Source organism: Sinorhizobium sp. NFACC03, from assembly GCF_900103435.1.
Classification (GTDB): domain Bacteria; phylum Pseudomonadota; class Alphaproteobacteria; order Rhizobiales; family Rhizobiaceae; genus Ensifer.
This window is the reverse complement of sequence record NZ_FMXF01000002.1, coordinates 121,103-139,200: the sequence shown is the minus strand read 5'-3', so window position 1 is coordinate 139,200 and position 18,098 is coordinate 121,103. Positions and strand designations below refer to the sequence as shown.

The window sequence follows — 18,098 nt, the reverse complement described above, 5'->3', positions numbered from 1 at the left end:
GTTAGTTCCTCATTTCTTTTCCATGACGCATTGCAACGGATGCTGATGCTGCCGGGCAAAATCCATCACCTGCGTCACCTTGGTTTCGGCGACCTCATAGGTGAAGACGCCGCACTCTCCCACGCCATGATTGTGGACATGAAGCATGATGCGGGTCGCCTCTTCCGGGTTCTTCTGAAAGAAGCGCTCCAGGATATGGATGACAAATTCCATCGGCGTGTAATCGTCATTCAAAAGCAGAACACGATACAAACTCGGCTTTTTGGTCTTCGGCTTGGTACGCGTGATGACGGACGTGCTGCGGTTGTTGCCGTTTCCCTCGTCATCGCTACCTTGCTGCATCCGGACCGGCATGGCGATCATTCTTGTCAGTTCCTTGTACAGCAGCGACCCCACTGAACTTGGCCGCAGCGTGCTTGCCCTTTATCTAATGGTTCGTTTTCAGATTTTAAGACCGAACCAACGCACTGCAATCATAATCGCACGACCGCGCGTAAGATTGATCAACTTTCTTCGGGCTGCGCACAGCTAATGCGAGAAACAAAAAGGCCGGTCGCAAGCGCTGCGACCGGCCTTTTTTTGGAATGTGGTTCTTTGCCTGGCGATCAGGCGGCGGCAGCGGCGGCCTTGACTGCTGCCGTTGCCTTGGCAACCGGCGCTTCGTAGGGCTTGTAAGCGTCCTTGGCGAGATCAGCGTACATTTCGCCGATCTTCGTTGCCTCGGCGACGAAGCCTTCGTAGCTCGCCTTGATGAAATTGGTCTGCAGTTCGAAAACAGCTTCGACACTCTTGGTGCTCGACAGCTTCTCGACGTGCGCAACGCCATCTTCAAAGGACTTCTTGGAGTAGTCCGCAGCTTCAGTCGCGATAGCCTGGAGACCCTTGGTCCAAGCGGAATAGCTCTTTACAGCCACGTCAATGGCTTCTTTGCTCTTCTTGTTTGCATCGTCGAAGTTGAACATCGGGTGTCTCCTTAGTGACGGCCTGATCTGGAGGCTTCAGTTTATGTGCACTGCACAAAAAGTCAAGACGAGTGTGCGACGCAATAAAATACAACGGATGCAACAACTTGATGAAGAAATGCGCTCCCGCGAAAAAAAATTCTTACGGCGCGGTGAAGAACCAAGATGAGCGACGCGAGCAATTGCTCAGCGCGATGCATAAATCCCCATTAAAACAATAAACCCCGAAAATCTCAGGGGATTTTCGGGGTTTATTGTTTTCGGACGTCCTCGTCAGACTTAGAGGTCGATGTCGAGGATTGCCATGGAGAAATTGTAGGAAAGCTCGCCATCTTCCTCATCGCGGAAAACGACACCGAGGAACTCGTCACCGAGATAGACTTCAGCGGACTCGTCCTTCTTCGGGCGCGCCTTGACGACCATCTGCTGATTGAAGGTGCGCTTGAAATAGGCTTCAAGCTTGCGGATTTCTTCGGGCTTCAAAACACGTCTCCGTAGCCGTTTATCTGTGCGGCGCTTCTCGCACGCTGCATCGCCGGGTGTAAACCCCTCGAAAGAGGCTTACGCACCGGTTCCCGTATGTTCAGATATCGAAGCTGCTCAGGATCTGGTCCATCTGACGCGATGGCTCGGAGCAACCGGCCTCGCCCACCACCTTCGCCGGCACGCCTGCGACCGTCGTTTTCGGCGGCACCGGCTTCAACACGACCGAGCCGGCGGCGATGCGCGAGCAATGGCCGATATGGATATTGCCAAGGATCTTGGCGCCGGCGCCGATCAGGACGCCATCAGCGATCTTCGGATGACGGTCGCTGCCCTCCTTGCCCGTGCCACCGAGCGTCACGCCGTGCAGGATGGAGACATTGTCTCCGATCACCGCCGTCTCGCCGACGACAAGACCGGTGGCGTGATCAAGGAAGATGCCGCGCCCGATGCGGGCAGCAGGATTGATGTCCGTCTGGAAGACGCTCGACGCGCGGCTCTGCAGATAGAACGCGAAATCCTTGCGGCCGCGCTTCAGCAGCCAATGGGCCAGGCGGTGCGTCTGGATAGCATGGAAGCCCTTGAAATAGAGTACCGGCTCGATGAAACGGGTGCAGGCGGGATCGCGGTCATAGACGGCCTGGATGTCGACACGCAGAATGGTGCCCCATTCCGGCCAATCCTCCATCATCTCCGAGAAGGTCTGTCGCAAGAGGTTTGCCTGAAGATCGGGATGATCGAGCCTTTCGCAGATGCGATAGATCACGCTTTCTTCGAGCGAGTGCTGATTGACCACCGTCGAATAGAGGAAGGCCGCAAGCATCGGGTCCTGCTCGGCTGCCACGCGGGCTTCCTCACGCAGGCTGTTCCAGATCGGGTCCATCACCTTCAAAGCTTCCGTCTGGCGAAGTTCGGTCTTGGCGACCATCGTCGCTCTCCTTCCTGTCCGTCCTACAGTCACTATAGGGGAAATCCGGCATGACTTAAATGGCCCGGCCTCAGTTCCACCCTCGGTCGAGCAGCTCAGAAGCGGGCAAGCGTGCGGTGCTTCCCCCGTTCCGTCGCGGTCGGCAGTCTAGGCGCGTCCCACTTCCTCGAGGAACTCGAGCACGGCCTTCTTGAAAACCCGGTCACCCACGGCGAGCATATGATCCCTGCCCGGAATATCAAGCGCACGCGCGTTGGGCATCAACTCCGCCAGCTCCTGCGGTGAGCCGGCAATGTCGTCCTTGGTCCCGACACCGACCAGGGTCGGCACGTCGATGCGCCCCATATCCTCGGCCGTCAGCAGGTCGCGAGACGTCGAGATGCAGGCCGCAAGCGCCTGCCTGTCGCTTTTGGTCTGGTCGGCAAAGGCGCGGAACATGCGGCCGCGTGCATGGGTCACGACATCCAGGGACGGCGCCGACAAGGCATCTGCAATCGGGTCCCAATCCCCTACCCCCGTCACCATACCGACGCCGAGCCCGCCAAAGACCAGCGAACGGACGCGGTGGGGATGGGCGAGTGCCAGGAAGGCCGAGATGCGTGCGCCCATCGAATATCCCATCACATGCGCTTCGGCGATGCCGAGATGACCCAAAAGCGCTACGGCGTCGCCCGCCATCTGCTGCGGATGATAAAGCGCTGGATCGTAGGGTTTACTGCTCTTGCCATGCCCACGGTTGTCGAGCGCGATGACGCGATAGCCGGCGTCGCCCAGCGTCTTCAGCCACCCCGGGAAAACCCAGTTGACGTTGGCGCTCGATGCAAAACCATGAATGAGGAGAATGGGCGCGCCGGCTGGATCACCTTCGTCGAAGAAGGCGATCTCCAGGCCTTCATGGGTAAAGCGGGAAAACGGCGGCGGATTGAGATCCATCTTTATCATCCTGGGAGGTATCGATGCGGCGCAACCTAGTTCGTCGCTCTGGCGAGTGAAACCCCGCCCCGGCAAAAACCACAGCTGCGGCGTGTTTGCCGCTACACTTTTGCAGCAAAGCTCACTATGGTGCCGCCAACTTTAGAGACTGCATTCATCGGAGCATGACATGGCCGGCCACAGCATCCCGCACTTCCAGAACGACGGCGGACATCAGGCAATCGAAATCGGCGTCAAGGAATTCATGTGCACCGGCGCGTCCATTCCGTACGATCACCCGCACATCTTCATCGATATGGGCGACGACAACGAGAAGGTCTGCTCCTACTGCTCCACGCTCTATCGCTACAATCCGAAGCTGAAGGCGACGGAAACCAACCCGCCCGGCTGCCTCTTCGCCCACAAAGCCGCCTGATAAGCCACGATGTCGCGCCCTGTCGCGATCATCGGCGCCGGTATCGGCGGACTCACGGCCGCCTTGTGCCTCGCCCGCCGAGGCTTCGAAGTCGACATCATCGAACGGGCAACGGCGCTGACCGAGGTCGGCGCCGGCCTGCAATTGTCGCCGAACGCCTCACGCATCCTCATAGAGCTCGGCCTGCTTGCGGAACTCGAAGCCTACTGGAGCGAGCCCGAGCGCATCGGCCTAGTTGACGGCGTATCCTTGAGCCCTCTTGCCAGCGTATCGGCCGGCGCTTTCGCGCGTCGCCGCTGGCACGCGCCCTATGCCGTCATGCACCGCGCGAGCCTGCAGAAAGTCCTGCATGCCGCCGTGGAGGCAGAACCGCGCTGCCGCCTGCAACTCGGCTGCCATATCGACGATCCTGATGAGCAGACCATCATAACACTGACGGGGCGCCGCCCGGACATCATCGTCGGCGCCGACGGCATCTGGTCGCGGTTGCGCAACGGCGTCCCCGGGGCCGGTCGTGTACGGTTTTCAGGCAACGTCGCCTGGCGCATGACGCTCGCCCGCGACACGGCCGCCGGCCTTCTCCCGAACCAGGTCACGGCGTTCCTCGGCCCTCGCGCCCATCTCGTCGCCTACCCGTTGCGGGAAGTTGACGGTTTCAATCTCGTCGCGATCATCGAGGGAAAGGAGACCGACGCCGTCTGGGTCGGCAAGGATTCGGACAAGCGCCGTCAGGACTGCCTGAATGCTTTCTCCGGCTGGAACGCGGGCATCCGCTCGCTGCTCGAAATGGCTGCCGCCCCCACCTACTGGCCATTGTGCACAGTCGACGACGGGGCCTGGCAAGACGGGCGAAAGACCGTACTGATCGGCGACGCGGCCCATGCCATGACGCCCTTTGCGGCACAGGGCGCGGCCATGGCGATCGAGGACGCCTTCGAGCTTTCCGACTGCCTGGCGACCGGCATCGATATCCCGAAGGCGCTGGCTGCATTCGAGGCGAGGCGTCGACCACGCATCGCGCGGGTCCGGCGCCGCGCTGCGTTCAATCATTTTGCCTACCACGCCCGTGGGCCGCTACGGCTCGGCCGCGACATCGTCCTGAAACTCAAGGGACCGGATGCGCTCGCTGCCGACCTTGATTGGCTCTACGGCTACGGCGCCCAGCGCTGACTGCGGACAGGCGACTGGGCAACACGCAGATTCCATAGTCGGTGGTGACGAGGCGCCGCGAATGAACGCGGCGCCTCAGGCCGTCAAACGGCGTTGGCCGCGGCCAATCCCGCTTCGATGTCGCGTCGGATGTCCGGCACATCCTCAAGCCCGATCTGCAGGCGGATCACCGGACCTTCTGTCGGCGCCAGCGCCACCTTGCGGTCCGACAGGCTGACATGGAGTGCCAAGCTCTCGAAGCCGCCCCAGGAATAACCGAGCCCGAACAGTTTCAGCGCGTCGAGGAAGGCGTGCGCCTTGGCCTTGAACCGATCGGCGCTTTCCGCTTTTAGGACGAAGGAGAAGATGCCGCTTGCGCCGGCGAAATCGCGTTTCCAGAGTTCGTGTCCCGGGAAGCTCGGCAGTGCCGGATGCAGGACACGGGCGACCTCATCCCGCCCTTCCAGCCACTGGGCCAGGGCAAGTGCGCTCTCCTGGTGCCGCTCGAGGCGAATGCCCATCGTCCTCAGGCCACGCAGGATCTGGTAGCTGTCGTCGGGCGAAACGCAGACACCGAGGGTCACCATCGCCTCGGTCAAGGCCGGCCAGTGGGCGGCGTTCGCCGACACCGTACCCAGGAGAACATCCGAATGACCGGACGGATACTTGGTGGACGCATGGATCGACACATCGACGCCGTGATCGAGCGGCCTGAAGTAAACCGGCGTCGCCCAGGTGTTGTCCATGGTGACGACGCAGCCGTGGCGATGAGCAACGTCGGCGATGGCACGGATATCCTGCATTTCGAACGTATTCGAACCCGGCGCTTCGGTATGCACCAGGCGCGTGTTCGGGCGGATCAGGTTTTCGATTCCGGCACCAATCATCGGATCGTAGTATTCGACGGTGACGCCAAGACGCTTCAGCATCGTGTCGCAGAAGTGGCGCGTTGGGAAATAGACCGAATCGACGATCAGCGCGTGATCGCCCGCCGAGAGATAGGTAAGGAACGGCACCGTTACGGCAGCCAGACCGGAGGGTACAAGAATCGTCCCGGCGGAACCTTCAAGTTCGTTGATCGCGTCGCAAAGCGCATCCGTGGTCGGCGTTCCACGCGTCCCGTAGGTGTACTTCTGCGCGCGCATTTCCATCGACTTCGCATTCGGAAACAGCACCGTGGAGGCATGCACCACCGGTGGGTTGACGAAGCCGAAATAGTCGGAGGGATTGTTGCCGCTATGAGCGAGACGGGTGTTGATGCCCGCCTTGCCATTCACATTGCCGCTGTCTGCCATTGCATGTTCCGCTTCTGATTTCGAAAGAGAAACTCTTCGAATGAGCCACAACCGCGGTCAAGTGGCAAAAATCATGGAGCGTCGTTTTGGCCGTCATCGGCCGGCATTTGGCGATTTTTCGCCCAGGGCCCGCCCATTGCCCCCAAAAACTGCCTAACTTTCTGGCTTGTTTCGGGTTTTTCACATGCAAAACCAGAAAATCGGCGGCCTCTCTTGACCCTCATGGAATTTGAGCATGAGATAGCCTGTACTCGCGCCAGGAGGGTGGCGGAGGCTGCACGCGCCAGGAGAGGCGCTGGTGCAGACGGGAACTAACGACAACAGAAAAAGGTTCTAAAAATGGCAAAAAGAATTCTGACAGCTCTCGTTGGCGCCGCTGTCATGGGGATTGGCACACAGGCGGCTTCGGGCGCTACCCTTGATGACGTGAAGGCCAAGGGCTTTGTCCAGTGCGGCGTGAACACCGGTCTCGCCGGCTTTGCTGCCCCGGATGCCTCGGGCAATTGGAGCGGTTTCGACGTCGACTACTGCAAGGCAATCGCCGCCGCGATCTTCGCGGATGCCAGCAAGGTAAAGTACACACCCACTTCGGCCAAGGAACGCTTCCCGGCGCTGCAGTCCGGCGAGGTCGATGTCCTTGCGCGTAACACCACCTGGACGATCAACCGCGACACCGCGCTCGGCTTCAACTTCCGCCCGGTCAACTACTATGACGGCCAGGGCTTCATGGTTCGCAAGAGCCTGAACGTAAAATCGGCCCTCGAGCTTTCGGGCGCAGCCGTCTGCGTGCAGACGGGCACCACCACCGAGCTCAATCTTGCCGACTACTTCAAGTCGAACAACCTGCAGTACAATCCGGTCGTCTTCGAAAAGCTCGAAGAAGTGAACGCCGCCTATGACGCCGGTCGTTGCGACGTCTACACGACCGACCAGTCGGGCCTTTATTCGCTGCGCCTGACGCTTTCCAAGCCGGACGATCACATGATCCTGCCGGAAATCATCTCGAAGGAACCCCTCGGCCCGGCCGTGCGCCAGGGTGACGACCAGTGGTTCGATATCGTCAGCTGGGTTCACTATGCGCTGATCCAGGCCGAAGATTTCGGCATCACCCAGGCCAACGTCGAAGAAATGAAGAAGTCCGCCAACCCGGACGTTCAGCGCTTCCTCGGCGTCGAAGCTGACAGCAAGATCGGCACCGACCTTGGCCTGACCAACGAATGGGCCGTGAACATCATCAAGGCCGTCGGCAACTACGGCGAAGTCTTTGACCGTAACATCGGCGCTGGCAGCCCGCTCAAGATCGAGCGTGGCCTCAACGCCCTGTGGAACAAGGGCGGCATCCAGTACGCCCCGCCGGTCCGCTAAGCGATTATCCAAGACTGGGGAAGCGGGTCACCGCTTCCCCATCCAACGATAAAAACACCCAAAGGGTGACAAAGGGGAAAGAGGCATTGCATGGCGATTGGCGTCACAACTACGCCTGAAAAAAGCAAACCGTCGGGGTCGATCATCTACGACCCGCAAGTGCGCGGGATCTTCTATCAGGTACTCACCCTCGTCGTTCTCGCGGCCTTCGTCTATTGGATCGCCGACAATACGATCGAGAACCTCAAACGAGCGAATATTGCTTCCGGTTACGGCTTCCTGAATGGGCGCGCCGGTTTCGACGTCGGACAGTCTTTGATCGCCTTTACCAGCGATTCGACCTATCAGCGCGCGCTTGTCGTTGGTCTGCTCAACACGCTGCTGGTCGCTGTCTGCGGTATTTTCACCGCCACCATCATCGGCTTTGCGGTCGGCATCGGACGGCTGTCGCACAACTGGCTAATTGCCAAGCTGTCGCTCGCCTATGTCGAGATCTTCCGCAACATCCCGCCGCTGCTCGTCATCTTCTTCTGGTACAGCGGCGTTCTGGCGATCCTGCCGCAGCCACGTGAATCTGCGGCACTGCCGCTCAACATGTTCCTCAACAACCGCGGTCTCGCCTTTCCCAAACCGATCTTTGAAGACGGCTCGATGTACACGGTTCTTGCCTTCTTCATCGCGATCATCGCCAGCTTCTTCGTGGCGCGGTATGCGCGCAAGAAGCAGGAAGCCACCGGACAGCGCTTCCCGGTTCTTTGGACGGCTCTCGGCCTGATCATCGGCTTGCCACTCTTGACGTTCCTCGCCACGGGATCGCCGATCACCTTCGACGTTCCCGTTGCCGGCAAGTTCAACCTCACCGGCGGCTCGGTCATCGGGCCGGAATTCTTGTCGCTGTTCCTGGCGCTCTCGTTCTATACCGCGGCCTTCATCGCCGAGATCGTGCGCGCCGGTATTCGCGGTGTTTCCAAGGGGCAGACGGAGGCCGCGCACGCGCTCGGCATTCGCCCGGGTCTGACGACGCGCCTCGTGGTTGTTCCCCAGGCGCTGAGGATCATCATTCCGCCGCTCACCAGCCAGTATCTGAACCTGACCAAGAACTCCTCGCTCGCCGTCGCCATCGGCTACGCCGATCTCGTGGCCGTCGGCGGCACGATCCTCAACCAGACGGGGCAGTCGATCGAGATCGTTACGATCTGGATCGTCGTCTACCTGTCGCTGAGCCTCGCGACGTCGCTGTTCATGAACTGGTTCAATGCCCGAATGGCCCTGGTGGAGAGATAAGACCATGACCACACCCCAGGCAACTTTCGTCCGCGCCTCGATGATCGAGGCTTCCGCACCGCCGATCGCAGAAGGCGGCGTCGTCCACTGGCTGCGCGAGAACCTTTTCGCCACGCCGAAGGATACGGTGCTTACCATCATCGGTGCACTCGCGCTCGCGTGGTTCCTGCCGCCGGCAATCCAATGGCTGTTCCTTGACGCCGCCTGGACCGGTGGGGGCCGTGGCGTCTGCGCCACGGTTGCACAGGGCGGTAGCCAGCCGGAAGGCTGGAGCGGCGCGTGCTGGGCCTTCGTCAACGCGAAGCTCGACCAGTTCGTGTACGGCCGCTATCCGCTCGATGAACGCTGGAGACCGACGCTGGTCGGCATCCTCTTCATTCTTTTCCTCGTGCCGATGGCAATACCGAAGGTCCCTTACAAGGGCATCAACGCCATCCTGCTTTTCGCCGTTCTGCCGCTCATCTCCTTGATTCTGCTTCCGGGCGGCTGGTTTGGGCTGACATTCGTCGAGACGCCGCTCTGGGGCGGCCTGATGGTGACGCTCATTCTCTCTTTCGTCGGCATCGCCGTGTCGTTGCCGCTCGGCATCCTGCTAGCACTTGGCCGGCGATCACATATGCCCGTGATCAAGATGCTCTGCACCGCTTTCATCGAGCTGGTGCGCGGCATTCCGCTGATCACCGTCCTGTTCATGGCCAGCGTCATGCTGCCCTTGTTCCTGCCGCAGGGTGTCACCTTCGACAAGTTCCTGCGTGCGCTGATCGGCGTGTCGCTCTTTGCCTCGGCCTACATGGCCGAAGTGGTGCGCGGCGGTCTGCAGGCCATTCCGAAGGGGCAGTATGAAGGAGCGGATTCGCTCGGCCTCAGCTTCTGGCAGAAGATGAACCTCATCGTGCTGCCGCAGGCGCTGAAGCTCGTCATTCCGGGAATCGTCAACACCTTCATCGGTCTCTTCAAGGATACGTCGCTGGTGTCGATCATCGGCATGTTCGACCTGCTCGGCATCGTTCGCTTCAACTTCACCGACGCCAACTGGGCCTCTTCGGTCACGCCGATCTCGGGCCTTATTTTCGCTGGCTTCATATTCTGGCTTTTCTGCTTCAGTATGTCGCGCTATTCAGGCTTCATGGAACGCGTTCTCGACACGGCCCATAAACGATAAAATGAGGGGAGGATCGCATGGCAAACGCAGCCACTGCTTCCAAAATGACTGTTTCCGCAACGGATGTCGCGGTTGAAATCACTGGAATGAACAAGTGGTACGGGGATTTCCACGTCCTTCGTGACATCAACCTGAAGGTTATGAAAGGCGAGCGCATCGTCATTGCCGGCCCGTCGGGCTCCGGCAAGTCGACGATGATCCGCTGCATCAATCGCCTCGAAGAGCACCAGAAGGGCAAGATCGTCGTTGACGGCATCGAGCTGACCAACGACCTCAAGAAGATCGACGAAGTGCGCCGCGAAGTCGGCATGGTGTTCCAGCACTTCAACCTCTTCCCGCACCTGACGATCCTCGAAAACTGCACGCTTGCGCCGATCTGGGTGCGCAAGATGCCGAAGAAGCAGGCGGAAGAAATCGCGATGCACTTCCTGAAGCGCGTCAAGATTCCCGAACAGGCGAACAAATATCCGGGCCAGCTCTCCGGCGGTCAGCAGCAGCGCGTGGCGATCGCCCGCTCGCTGTGCATGAATCCGAAGATAATGCTATTCGACGAGCCGACTTCGGCGCTCGACCCGGAAATGATCAAGGAAGTGCTCGACACGATGGTCGGCCTCGCCGAGGAAGGCATGACCATGCTCTGCGTGACCCACGAAATGGGCTTTGCCCGCCAGGTCGCCAACCGCGTGATTTTCATGGACCAGGGACAGATCGTCGAGCAGAACTCGCCGGCCGAGTTCTTCGACAATCCGCAGCACGAGCGCACCAAGCTCTTCCTCAGCCAGATCCTGCACTAGGATCGGCAGACGCCTTCACAAGGAAGCCCGTCTCGTCGAGGCGGGCTTTTTCAATTCGTATTGCTTGGCTCGATCCTATTCAACGCGATAGCGCAAAGTGCCGACGGACCAGCGGATACTACGCCTGTCAAGATCATCGGCCCAGGTCTTCTGTAGCCGCGCGACGATGTCGCTCAAGGTCTCCCGGGTATTCAGCTCAACCTTCAGACCACGGGATTTCGGCGCGACGTCGCTCAGATCGACGGCATCGCTGACCACGAGTGCAACGAAGGCACTCTCGCCCTCACCCGACGCTTCGAAATCGAAGCCATAATAGTCGTCCGGAAATGTCAGCGGTACGTCCGGCGCAAGCGGCGTGATCTTCTGCGCGAACTCGTTCGGGAAGACCTGCGTGGCCTTGCCCTGGCTGTTCACGTCGAAGAGCAGCAGGTCGCCGCCGGTCCGGCTGGTGACTGTCAGCTTGAAAACGTCGCCGGCCTTCATGGTCGTGGGTCGGTCTATGACGAGTTTCACTTCGCCGGTCTCGGTCTTGCCAATGATGTCACCGATCGCGTTGACCGCATCGGAGTCCTGATAGGTCGTCGGCGTCCCACTTGGAGCGCTGGATTGCTGGTAAGTCCCCTGCCCGTTGCCACCCGCACCGAGCTTTTCGGGTGCGATTGCACTCTCGCCAAGCGTCTGCGCCTTGCTTTCCAATTGCGGGTCGAGATTGCCGCATTTTTCCTGCGAGGAGCAGTAAGCGGTCGACTGCACCTTTACGAATTCGAGCAGTTCGGCATTGCTCGTCAAACCGTTGCCGTTGGCGTCCGCCGCATTGCCGGTCTGGCCAGCGACGAAAGCCGCGGTGAACACGCCGTGCCGATCTTCGACGGGAAGCCGCACATCGTCCCAGGCCACCTGGTATGGAGCGGCCGCGCTCCAGGCGGTCACGCCCGATTCCACCAGCTTCGGCTTATCGACGACGGCAAGATCGATCCTGAGGCCGCGGGTCAATGCCTGCTCAACCGGCTTGGCATGCGGGCGGGGCAGGAAACGAGCGCCCTCGATGCCCGACGAGACGTCGTCGGAAAGCGAACGAGAGATCGTGCCTGAATGGCAGGCATCAATCACCATCGTCACCGCCCGCCCCTGCAGCCGTTCCAGGATCCGGTCGATCTCATCGTCGAGGATCGCGCCTTGCCAGTCCGTTTCACCGGAGACGATATCGACGGGCGCCAGCGCCTCGTCCAGTCCATCCTGCTCGTCGCCATCTGCATCCGTCACCTGAAGGCCGTGACCGGAAAAGTAGATGTAGACGCGATCGCCGGGTCCGGTTGCTTCGACCAGCCACATGTTCATGGCCGAGAGTATCCCTGATCGCGTCGCCTGCTCCTCCTTCAAAATGCGGATCGAGGACGGGTCGAAACCAAGTTTTCCCGTCAGCAGGCCCTGCATTGCCACGAGATCGTTCTTCGGACCTTTGAGTGCGAATTTTGGCGACAGGCTCGGGTAGCTGCCGACACTGATGAGCAAGGCCCGGTCGCCGGCCACGGCCGGAGCCGCAAGCAAGGCGAGCCATGCCACCACAGAAAGCGCCGCGGTACACCACGACTTGCCACGCGCGCTCATTGGCCCCGGTCCCTCGTGTAAAGCGGTTGGATGGCGATGGTGCTTTCGCTGCCTTCCAACCGTGTTTCAAGGAGGCGCAGAAGCGCTGCGGCATCGAGCTTCGAGTTGGAGAAGGCCGCCGCAATGGCGTCGATCGGCGCATTCGTCGAGATGGCGACCAGGTGATCGGCGCCGAAGGGTCTCACCACCTCCAGGCCCTGAAGCTGAAACGCGTGGCTGCCGGTACCGGCAATCTGCGCATCGAGAAGCTGTGCTTCGCCGGTATTCGCCAGATTGAAAACCAGCATGTTGGCGTAGTCGCCCTGCGCCGCCTTGAAATTCAGCCTGTCGCCTGCCGCGTAGATGTCCTTCAACGGCGTGAGCGAAACGCTGCCGGGGCTCTGCGTCGCCAGGACCTTCAGGAAATCGACCAGGATAAACTTGTCGACGGCGCCCTGGAGCATGTCCGGCGCGATGTGTTCGCCGGCGACATCGCCGTTCGGCGTGTAGAACACCCCGGTGGCAGCATCCCAGCGATAGGGCACACCATTATCGCCGAGATTGTTGAGCGGCGGCGCCGTACCGGTCACGCTGAGTGCCAGTTTCCCCGTCCAGCCCATTTCACGCGGCGACATCAATTTCGCTCCGGCGTCGCCTGTCGCGCCCGCGCCGATGGTCGCGCTTCGCGGCAGGGACAGGACAATCTCCTTGTCGGAGCGCGGCACTTGCGGCGTGAAGTTCGGCACCTGCAGCGCTTCCGACTGAAGCTTGACGTTGGAGAAGACATAGTCCTCGAGCTCGATGCGCGAGATCCGGCCATCGCTGTCGCGATCCGCAGCCCCCTCTATGGCGCGGGCAAAGCTCCAGCTCAGGGCCCCGCGCGGCTCGCCGCCGATCACCACTTCCGGCGTCGGCTGGCTTTCGAGCGACGCGGCCAGGATCGTCACGCGAGACAGATCCGCTTCCTTCACCTTCGCGCCCCTGAGCGCCTCTTCGGACGGCGGCGGCACCTTCGCACGCACGATCGGTGCAAGCCGCGTTTTACCGGAAATGGAACGGCTCATGCCGCCGGAAAAGCAACTGTCGGAAAGGAACAGAACCTGAATACCTTTGGCCTCCGCTTCCGCGAACCAGGCGTTCAGCTCGTTGTCGACAATGATCTCCTTGCTGGTTTCTTCCGCGCGGCTCCTGTCGAAGCCGGGTAGTTCCAGGAACTCGTCCAGACCGTCTTCTTCGCTGCCCGCAATCAGTTCCGGCATCTGCGCGCCGTGCCCGGCATAGGTGAAGACGATCGTATCGCCGCGGGCTGCGCCGGCGACCAGTTCGGTCCAGGCGGAGCGGATGGCGTCCTTCGTCGCCTGCTCATTGATGAACTGCCGTATCGTGTCGACATTGGCCGCCTTTAGCGCCTGCGTGACATCGCGTGCGTCCTTCACTGCGCCGTCGAGGCTCACTTCATGCGGATAGGCATCCACCCCGACGACCAGCGCCGACGTGGCCGCGAGGACGGGGGGCACGGGCAGGACGAACAGGACCGTCGAAAGCAGGATTCTGTGCAACACAACTAGTTCCCCACGTCCACTTCCACCCGCCGGTCGAGTTGGTGCAGCATCGCCTCGTCGTAGGCGCTCGGGTCATCCGGCTTGAACGGCTCTTCCTCGCCCTTGCCGACGGCTATCCAGGTACCCGGATATCCGGCATCCACAAGGTAATGCGCCAAGGCCTCGGCGCGGGCGATCGACAATGCCTTGTTCGCCTCGGTCGTGCCAACCGGATCGGTATGACCAATCAGCGTGATTGCCGGCGGTTTCGCCGACTTCAGGCATTCGAAAAGATCCTTTGCCGACTGCAGCCCCTCCGGCGTGAACTCGGCGGTGCCGAAGACGTAGCGCACCGGGGTGGCCTTCTTCTTGATCGAGACGCCGCGATAGGAGAACTTGCAGGCGCCGCGCGCGGCGAGCTTGACGGGCTTGGTTGCCGCAAGCCGCATTTCCGAGCCCAACCTGTCCAGCCGCAGGATGTAGTCCTTGTCCGGCGCCATCCAATCGGGCGTCAGTTCCTCGTTCGCCGAATCTTCCAGCGCCTGCTGATAATAGGTCGCCGCCGCCTCATAGTCGCGGTGCTCCCGGCTAATGTCGCCGAGCGCATCAAGGATCTGCCACGGGCCGCCGGCGTCTCTGCTCGCTGTCGTCAGGTCGCCTTCGAAGCTTTCGAGCTTGGCGCCCTGCCCCACGGCAGCCGCGACACGGTTGAACGTCACCAGCGCCACGACGCGACGCGTCAGCGCGATCTCCGTTGACGAACATCCCGCCACACTCTCCGGAGCAGCGGCAGCACGCGCGGCCGCCTCGTCGCCGCGGTTCAGCGCTTCGGACGCCTGGCGAAGACCATCGCAGGCCATCGCGGGCAAGGCGACTGGCAGCACCATTGCCGACGCGAGAATAAGAGACCGGATCACCTTTGCCATTGTTCGCTCGTCAGTTCTTGATCTCGAAGGTCACCATCTGAACGCTGCTGGCCCCAGCATCGCCCTGGGCCTGTTTGGCCAGGTTGATTGCCAGCCCCCTTGTCGGTGGCAACCTCGACTTCGCGACGTAGTCGCGCGCCTTCTCCACGGTGAGCCTCTGATCGCCAAGTCCGCCGACACGGCAGAAAGCCAACATCGACTCGGATGGTGCTGGCGTATCGAAGGTAAGCGTGCCCGTCCCCGGCTGCGGGATAAGGCGCCGTTCGCCCGGCTGCAGGGTGATGTTGCCGATCATCACATCCGGGATGACCTCGACATTGCCATTCTCCTCGACATAGAGGATCTGCAGCTCGCAGGCTTGGTTGGCGCTAAGCTCGAAAGAAAGCTGATCGCCGACTTTCGCCGTCGTCGACTTCACGTTGAGCGCGAGCGCGAGCTTGTTGCCAGCCGCCGCATCCTCCTTGCGATAGGCAGGCACGGCCGCCACGATCGACTGCGGCTTGGCGTCCACCGCTTGCTCGGAACCGGCAACGACGATCGCTGCCGTATCCAGGGGGCGACGCTGCAGCAACGGCTCCAGTAGCAAGGCATATTGCTGTTCGACCTCATTGCGCGGGATCGTTCCGCCTGCTTCAAGCGTCGTCACCCAATCGAGCCCCAGGCGCAAAACATCCGTATTCGTCACGCGCTTGATCGCATCGGAGAATTGCTTCGGCGTCATGTCGAACTCGGCCGCCAAACCGTCAAAGTCGAGCTCGTCTTCGTATTTGTCCGCGAAATAGGTGATGATCTCTGCATCGCCCGGCGCGTGCCTGCTCTGGAGACCGCCATCGGGCGTCGGCTCGGTGACGCCGAGCGCCTTCAGCGCATTGACGAAACGCTCGCGGTCCTTGCGATACGCCTCGTCCAATTCCTCCTGCTTCACATACATGGCGAGCAGCACGTCCTGCTGGCCCTTGCTGAACAGCGTCGATGTCTCGATATGCTCGCGCAACTGATCGCGCTTCGATAGAATGCCGTCGGCGTGGCAATCGACGCAGGACCGTGCATTGATGATCTCGACACCCTTGCCGATCGGACGCTTGCGGAACGAGACGATGGTCGTCGGTCCGACATCGAGTTGCTTGCCCGCTGATGTGGAGAGGTAGTAGCCCTGCAGACCGTTGGGGAGCGAGAAGATCATTTCGCCACCGTCATGTTCGAACGGCACCAAACCTGCGTCGAGCGGAGCGAGTTCCTTCGGCCCGTGCGGGAAGCGCTTCAGCACCTGCTTGCCCAGGTCGCCGCCGAAATCATAGGACTTCCAGTAGTAGCCGCCGAACGGCATGTCGTGCCGTTCCAGCATGCGATTGTGGTCCGACACTCCGGATGAGCCGTCGGCGAAACCGGCGCGCAGGACGTTGCGCCGGCGAATGTTGTCGGCCACATCGATCTTGAAGCGCGTTTCCAACTCGCCAATGTGGGCAGGCAGCCTCATCAATCTGTTGTAGATCTCCGGCCGGGCACCATTGCTCATGAACCAGTCGATCCGCATGATCGGCAGTGACGTGGCAGTCTCCTTAGAAAGCGCCGCCAGCGACGCGTCGCTCTCCGGGGCGATGCCATAGAAGTAACGTTTGGCGAGGAAGTCGTAATCCGCGGTCTCCCATTGCAGCTCGCGCAGATCGACCCGCACGAGCAGCCCTTTGGTGCCATCGACTTCGGCTGGCAGAACCAGTTTCGGCCCATAGGAGAGCGAATTCAGCAGCTTCTTGAAGCCGCCGGCGAGCACATCCATGCGCTTCATGAAGGTTTGGTCGTCCTCGCAGCCCATCATGCCGTTATATTGGTCGCGGTAGGAGAAATAGCGCATGAACGGACGGTCGAGTTCGTTGACCTTGTCGATGTCCTTCAGCGCCGCCTCGACGAACTGGCCATAGCTCTGCATCGGGCGGGAACGGTCGGGCTTGGCCGCCGCCGTTTGCGGCAGACTCTTCTCGCTGAGGGAATTGATCCAGTCCTCCAGCACCTTGATCTCTTCGGCCGAGGGCCGCTTGCCGAGGGGCATGCGGCCGCTAACGACGGTCGTATAGAGGCGTGACTTCGATGCGTGGCCCGGCGCCACGAAATTGGCATCCGCGCCGATCGAATCGAGGTCGCCGGCGGGGTAGCTCCCCTGCGAACTTTCTCCCGGTCCGTGGCAGTTGCGACAATACTTGCCGATGAAGGCATCCGCCTGCTGTGCCAGAGCCGCATTGTCGCCACCGAGCGCTTCCGCCGCCGTGTTTTCTTTGCAGACGGCGGTCACAGATTGTGCCACCGGCGCCGGCGCCTTCACCTCGCGGTCGGAGAGGAAGGCGTAGATCGCCCGGCGGTCTTCCTCCGTCAGAACGCTCAGGCCCTTGGCGATGCGCCGCATCACGGGATCGCTGACCGGCGCGCCCGAGAGTTTCTTGCCTTCGTCGATCAGGCCCCTGGTGAACACATCGGGCGAAGCAAGCCCCGCCATCTTCGCCTTGCTGATATCCGGGGCGACCGCACCCGTCAGATCCTTTTCACCCTGGTAGGCGCGCTCCAGATCGAGCCCGTAGGTGGTGGTGCGCGGGGTGTGACAATCACCGCAGCCGCCGACGTTCTCGACAAGGTAGCGGCCGCGCTCGGCTTGCGTCTCCTCTCGCGGCTGATAGCCCGGCACCGTAAAGTGGCTGCGCTTCCACAGCGTGATCGTCGTCTGACGACTGAAGGGGAAAGCGATCTCGTGTTCCTTCGAGGCGGCGTCAGACCGCGGCAGTGTCTCGATATAGGCCTTGATATCGAGCGCATCCTCCGGCTTCATCCCGCCATAGGATGTATAGGGCATGACCGGATAGAGATTGTTGCCCTCCCGGTCGAGACCGACCAGCACCGCGTTCAGAAATTGGGCGTTGGTCCAGCCGCCGATGCCGTTGGCATGGGGCGAAATGTTCGGCGCATAGAATGTGCCGATCGCCGTGTTCATCTCCATGCCGCCGGAAAGCAATTCGGTATTGTCGCCGGATCCGTGGCAGGCGCCGCAGCCCGCGGCATTGAACACGTATTTGCCATTGTCGACATTGGCCTTGTAGGTCGAAAACGCGTCGTCGGCGAAAGCGTCGCGCGCTTCGGCAAGGGCGGGACAGAGCAAGACGGCGGCGGCCAAAGCCGCCAACAAGAATGCCAGTGGTCCCCGGCCGAGGCCGGCTCTTGGCGAAGCACTCTCTCCTTTTGCCTGCAGACCGCGCATGAAAGCCTCTCCCTAAAACAATAGAATCGCTAC

At 61.1% G+C, this 18,098-nt stretch carries 16 protein-coding genes; 6 read left to right on the top strand and 10 right to left on the bottom strand.

Features of this window, described 5'->3' with window-relative positions; all coding sequences use genetic code 11:
- Positions 1–9: 9 nt before the first annotated feature.
- From clpS to BLU35_RS06055, 5 genes are all read right to left on the bottom strand, one after another.
- The gene (gene clpS / locus BLU35_RS06075) at positions 10–363 is read right to left on the bottom strand and encodes an ATP-dependent Clp protease adapter ClpS (RefSeq protein WP_043622145.1); all 354 of its coding nucleotides are present in this window, start codon (positions 361–363) and stop codon (positions 10–12) included.
- A 242-nt stretch (positions 364–605) separates the two neighbouring features.
- Positions 606–962 (bottom strand): phasin family protein, encoded by a 357-nt coding sequence (locus BLU35_RS06070; protein ID WP_057255742.1) that lies wholly within the window; start codon positions 960–962, stop codon positions 606–608.
- A 279-nt stretch (positions 963–1,241) separates the two neighbouring features.
- Positions 1,242–1,445 carry a DUF3126 family protein gene (locus BLU35_RS06065; RefSeq protein ID WP_034796738.1) on the bottom strand — a complete coding sequence of 68 codons (204 nt, stop codon included), beginning with the start codon at positions 1,443–1,445 and terminating at the stop codon, positions 1,242–1,244.
- Positions 1,446–1,545: 100 nt separating this feature from the next.
- Positions 1,546–2,373: a serine O-acetyltransferase gene (gene cysE, locus BLU35_RS06060; protein WP_058320598.1), complete on the bottom strand. Its 828-nt coding sequence runs from the start codon at positions 2,371–2,373 to the stop codon at positions 1,546–1,548.
- 147 nt (positions 2,374–2,520) lie between these two features.
- Entirely contained in the window at positions 2,521–3,306 is a 786-nt protein-coding gene (locus tag BLU35_RS06055; protein ID WP_093232404.1) for an alpha/beta fold hydrolase, read from the bottom strand.
- A gap of 169 nt (positions 3,307–3,475) precedes the next feature.
- Between BLU35_RS06055 and BLU35_RS06050 the strand changes: the two genes are divergently transcribed.
- On the top strand, positions 3,476–3,721 hold the full coding sequence (locus BLU35_RS06050; RefSeq protein WP_057255736.1) for a zinc-finger domain-containing protein: 246 nt from the start codon (positions 3,476–3,478) through the stop codon (positions 3,719–3,721).
- Between the two features lie 9 nt (positions 3,722–3,730).
- Positions 3,731–4,891 (top strand): FAD-dependent monooxygenase, encoded by a 1,161-nt coding sequence (locus tag BLU35_RS06045; protein ID WP_093232403.1) that lies wholly within the window; start codon positions 3,731–3,733, stop codon positions 4,889–4,891.
- Positions 4,892–4,974: 83 nt separating this feature from the next.
- On the opposite strand, the gene BLU35_RS06040 is transcribed toward BLU35_RS06045, so the two are convergent.
- Complete coding sequence (locus tag BLU35_RS06040; RefSeq protein ID WP_093232402.1) at positions 4,975–6,165, bottom strand: cystathionine beta-lyase; 1,191 nt, start codon at positions 6,163–6,165, stop codon at positions 4,975–4,977.
- A gap of 339 nt (positions 6,166–6,504) precedes the next feature.
- On the opposite strand from BLU35_RS06040, the gene BLU35_RS06035 reads away from it, so the two are divergent.
- The 4 genes from BLU35_RS06035 to BLU35_RS06020 all read left to right on the top strand — a co-directional run bounded on the left by BLU35_RS06035 (position 6,505) and on the right by BLU35_RS06020 (position 10,770).
- Entirely contained in the window at positions 6,505–7,530 is a 1,026-nt protein-coding gene (locus BLU35_RS06035) for an amino acid ABC transporter substrate-binding protein (RefSeq protein WP_058320595.1), read from the top strand.
- Between the two features lie 90 nt (positions 7,531–7,620).
- A complete protein-coding gene (locus tag BLU35_RS06030; RefSeq protein WP_093232401.1) occupies positions 7,621–8,814 on the top strand; it encodes an amino acid ABC transporter permease in 1,194 nt (397 codons plus the stop codon).
- A 4-nt stretch (positions 8,815–8,818) separates the two neighbouring features.
- Positions 8,819–9,976: an amino acid ABC transporter permease gene (locus BLU35_RS06025; protein WP_093232400.1), complete on the top strand. Its 1,158-nt coding sequence runs from the start codon at positions 8,819–8,821 to the stop codon at positions 9,974–9,976.
- A gap of 17 nt (positions 9,977–9,993) precedes the next feature.
- Positions 9,994–10,770 carry an amino acid ABC transporter ATP-binding protein gene (locus BLU35_RS06020; RefSeq protein ID WP_057255718.1) on the top strand — a complete coding sequence of 259 codons (777 nt, stop codon included), beginning with the start codon at positions 9,994–9,996 and terminating at the stop codon, positions 10,768–10,770.
- 75 nt (positions 10,771–10,845) lie between these two features.
- On the opposite strand, the gene BLU35_RS06015 is transcribed toward BLU35_RS06020, so the two are convergent.
- The 4 genes from BLU35_RS06015 to BLU35_RS06000 are packed head-to-tail and all read right to left on the bottom strand — an operon-like array spanning position 10,846 to position 18,065.
- A complete protein-coding gene (locus tag BLU35_RS06015) occupies positions 10,846–12,378 on the bottom strand; it encodes a caspase family protein (RefSeq protein WP_093232399.1) in 1,533 nt (510 codons plus the stop codon).
- The gene (locus tag BLU35_RS06010; protein ID WP_093232398.1) at positions 12,375–13,919 is read right to left on the bottom strand and encodes a caspase family protein; all 1,545 of its coding nucleotides are present in this window, start codon (positions 13,917–13,919) and stop codon (positions 12,375–12,377) included. The genes BLU35_RS06015 and BLU35_RS06010 overlap by 4 nt, the downstream gene beginning before the upstream one ends.
- 2 nt (positions 13,920–13,921) lie before the next feature.
- The gene (locus tag BLU35_RS06005; RefSeq protein WP_082616294.1) at positions 13,922–14,824 is read right to left on the bottom strand and encodes an OmpA family protein; all 903 of its coding nucleotides are present in this window, start codon (positions 14,822–14,824) and stop codon (positions 13,922–13,924) included.
- 10 nt (positions 14,825–14,834) lie between these two features.
- A complete protein-coding gene (locus BLU35_RS06000; protein ID WP_093232397.1) occupies positions 14,835–18,065 on the bottom strand; it encodes a c-type cytochrome in 3,231 nt (1,076 codons plus the stop codon).
- Positions 18,066–18,098 lie beyond the last annotated feature (33 nt).

Coding starts and splice junctions, on each gene's coding strand:
- clpS (WP_043622145.1), bottom strand. CDS start 363: ATGATCGCCATGCCGGTCCGGATGCAGCAAGGTAGCGATGACGAGGGA.
- BLU35_RS06070 (WP_057255742.1), bottom strand. CDS start 962: ATGTTCAACTTCGACGATGCAAACAAGAAGAGCAAAGAAGCCATTGAC.
- cysE (WP_058320598.1), bottom strand. CDS start 2,373: ATGGTCGCCAAGACCGAACTTCGCCAGACGGAAGCTTTGAAGGTGATG.
- BLU35_RS06055 (WP_093232404.1), bottom strand. CDS start 3,306: ATGGATCTCAATCCGCCGCCGTTTTCCCGCTTTACCCATGAAGGCCTG.
- BLU35_RS06050 (WP_057255736.1), top strand. CDS start 3,476: ATGGCCGGCCACAGCATCCCGCACTTCCAGAACGACGGCGGACATCAG.
- BLU35_RS06045 (WP_093232403.1), top strand. CDS start 3,731: ATGTCGCGCCCTGTCGCGATCATCGGCGCCGGTATCGGCGGACTCACG.
- BLU35_RS06040 (WP_093232402.1), bottom strand. CDS start 6,165: ATGGCAGACAGCGGCAATGTGAATGGCAAGGCGGGCATCAACACCCGT.
- BLU35_RS06035 (WP_058320595.1), top strand. CDS start 6,505: ATGGCAAAAAGAATTCTGACAGCTCTCGTTGGCGCCGCTGTCATGGGG.
- BLU35_RS06030 (WP_093232401.1), top strand. CDS start 7,621: ATGGCGATTGGCGTCACAACTACGCCTGAAAAAAGCAAACCGTCGGGG.
- BLU35_RS06025 (WP_093232400.1), top strand. CDS start 8,819: ATGACCACACCCCAGGCAACTTTCGTCCGCGCCTCGATGATCGAGGCT.
- BLU35_RS06020 (WP_057255718.1), top strand. CDS start 9,994: ATGGCAAACGCAGCCACTGCTTCCAAAATGACTGTTTCCGCAACGGAT.
- BLU35_RS06015 (WP_093232399.1), bottom strand. CDS start 12,378: ATGAGCGCGCGTGGCAAGTCGTGGTGTACCGCGGCGCTTTCTGTGGTG.
- BLU35_RS06005 (WP_082616294.1), bottom strand. CDS start 14,824: ATGGCAAAGGTGATCCGGTCTCTTATTCTCGCGTCGGCAATGGTGCTG.
- BLU35_RS06000 (WP_093232397.1), bottom strand. CDS start 18,065: ATGCGCGGTCTGCAGGCAAAAGGAGAGAGTGCTTCGCCAAGAGCCGGC.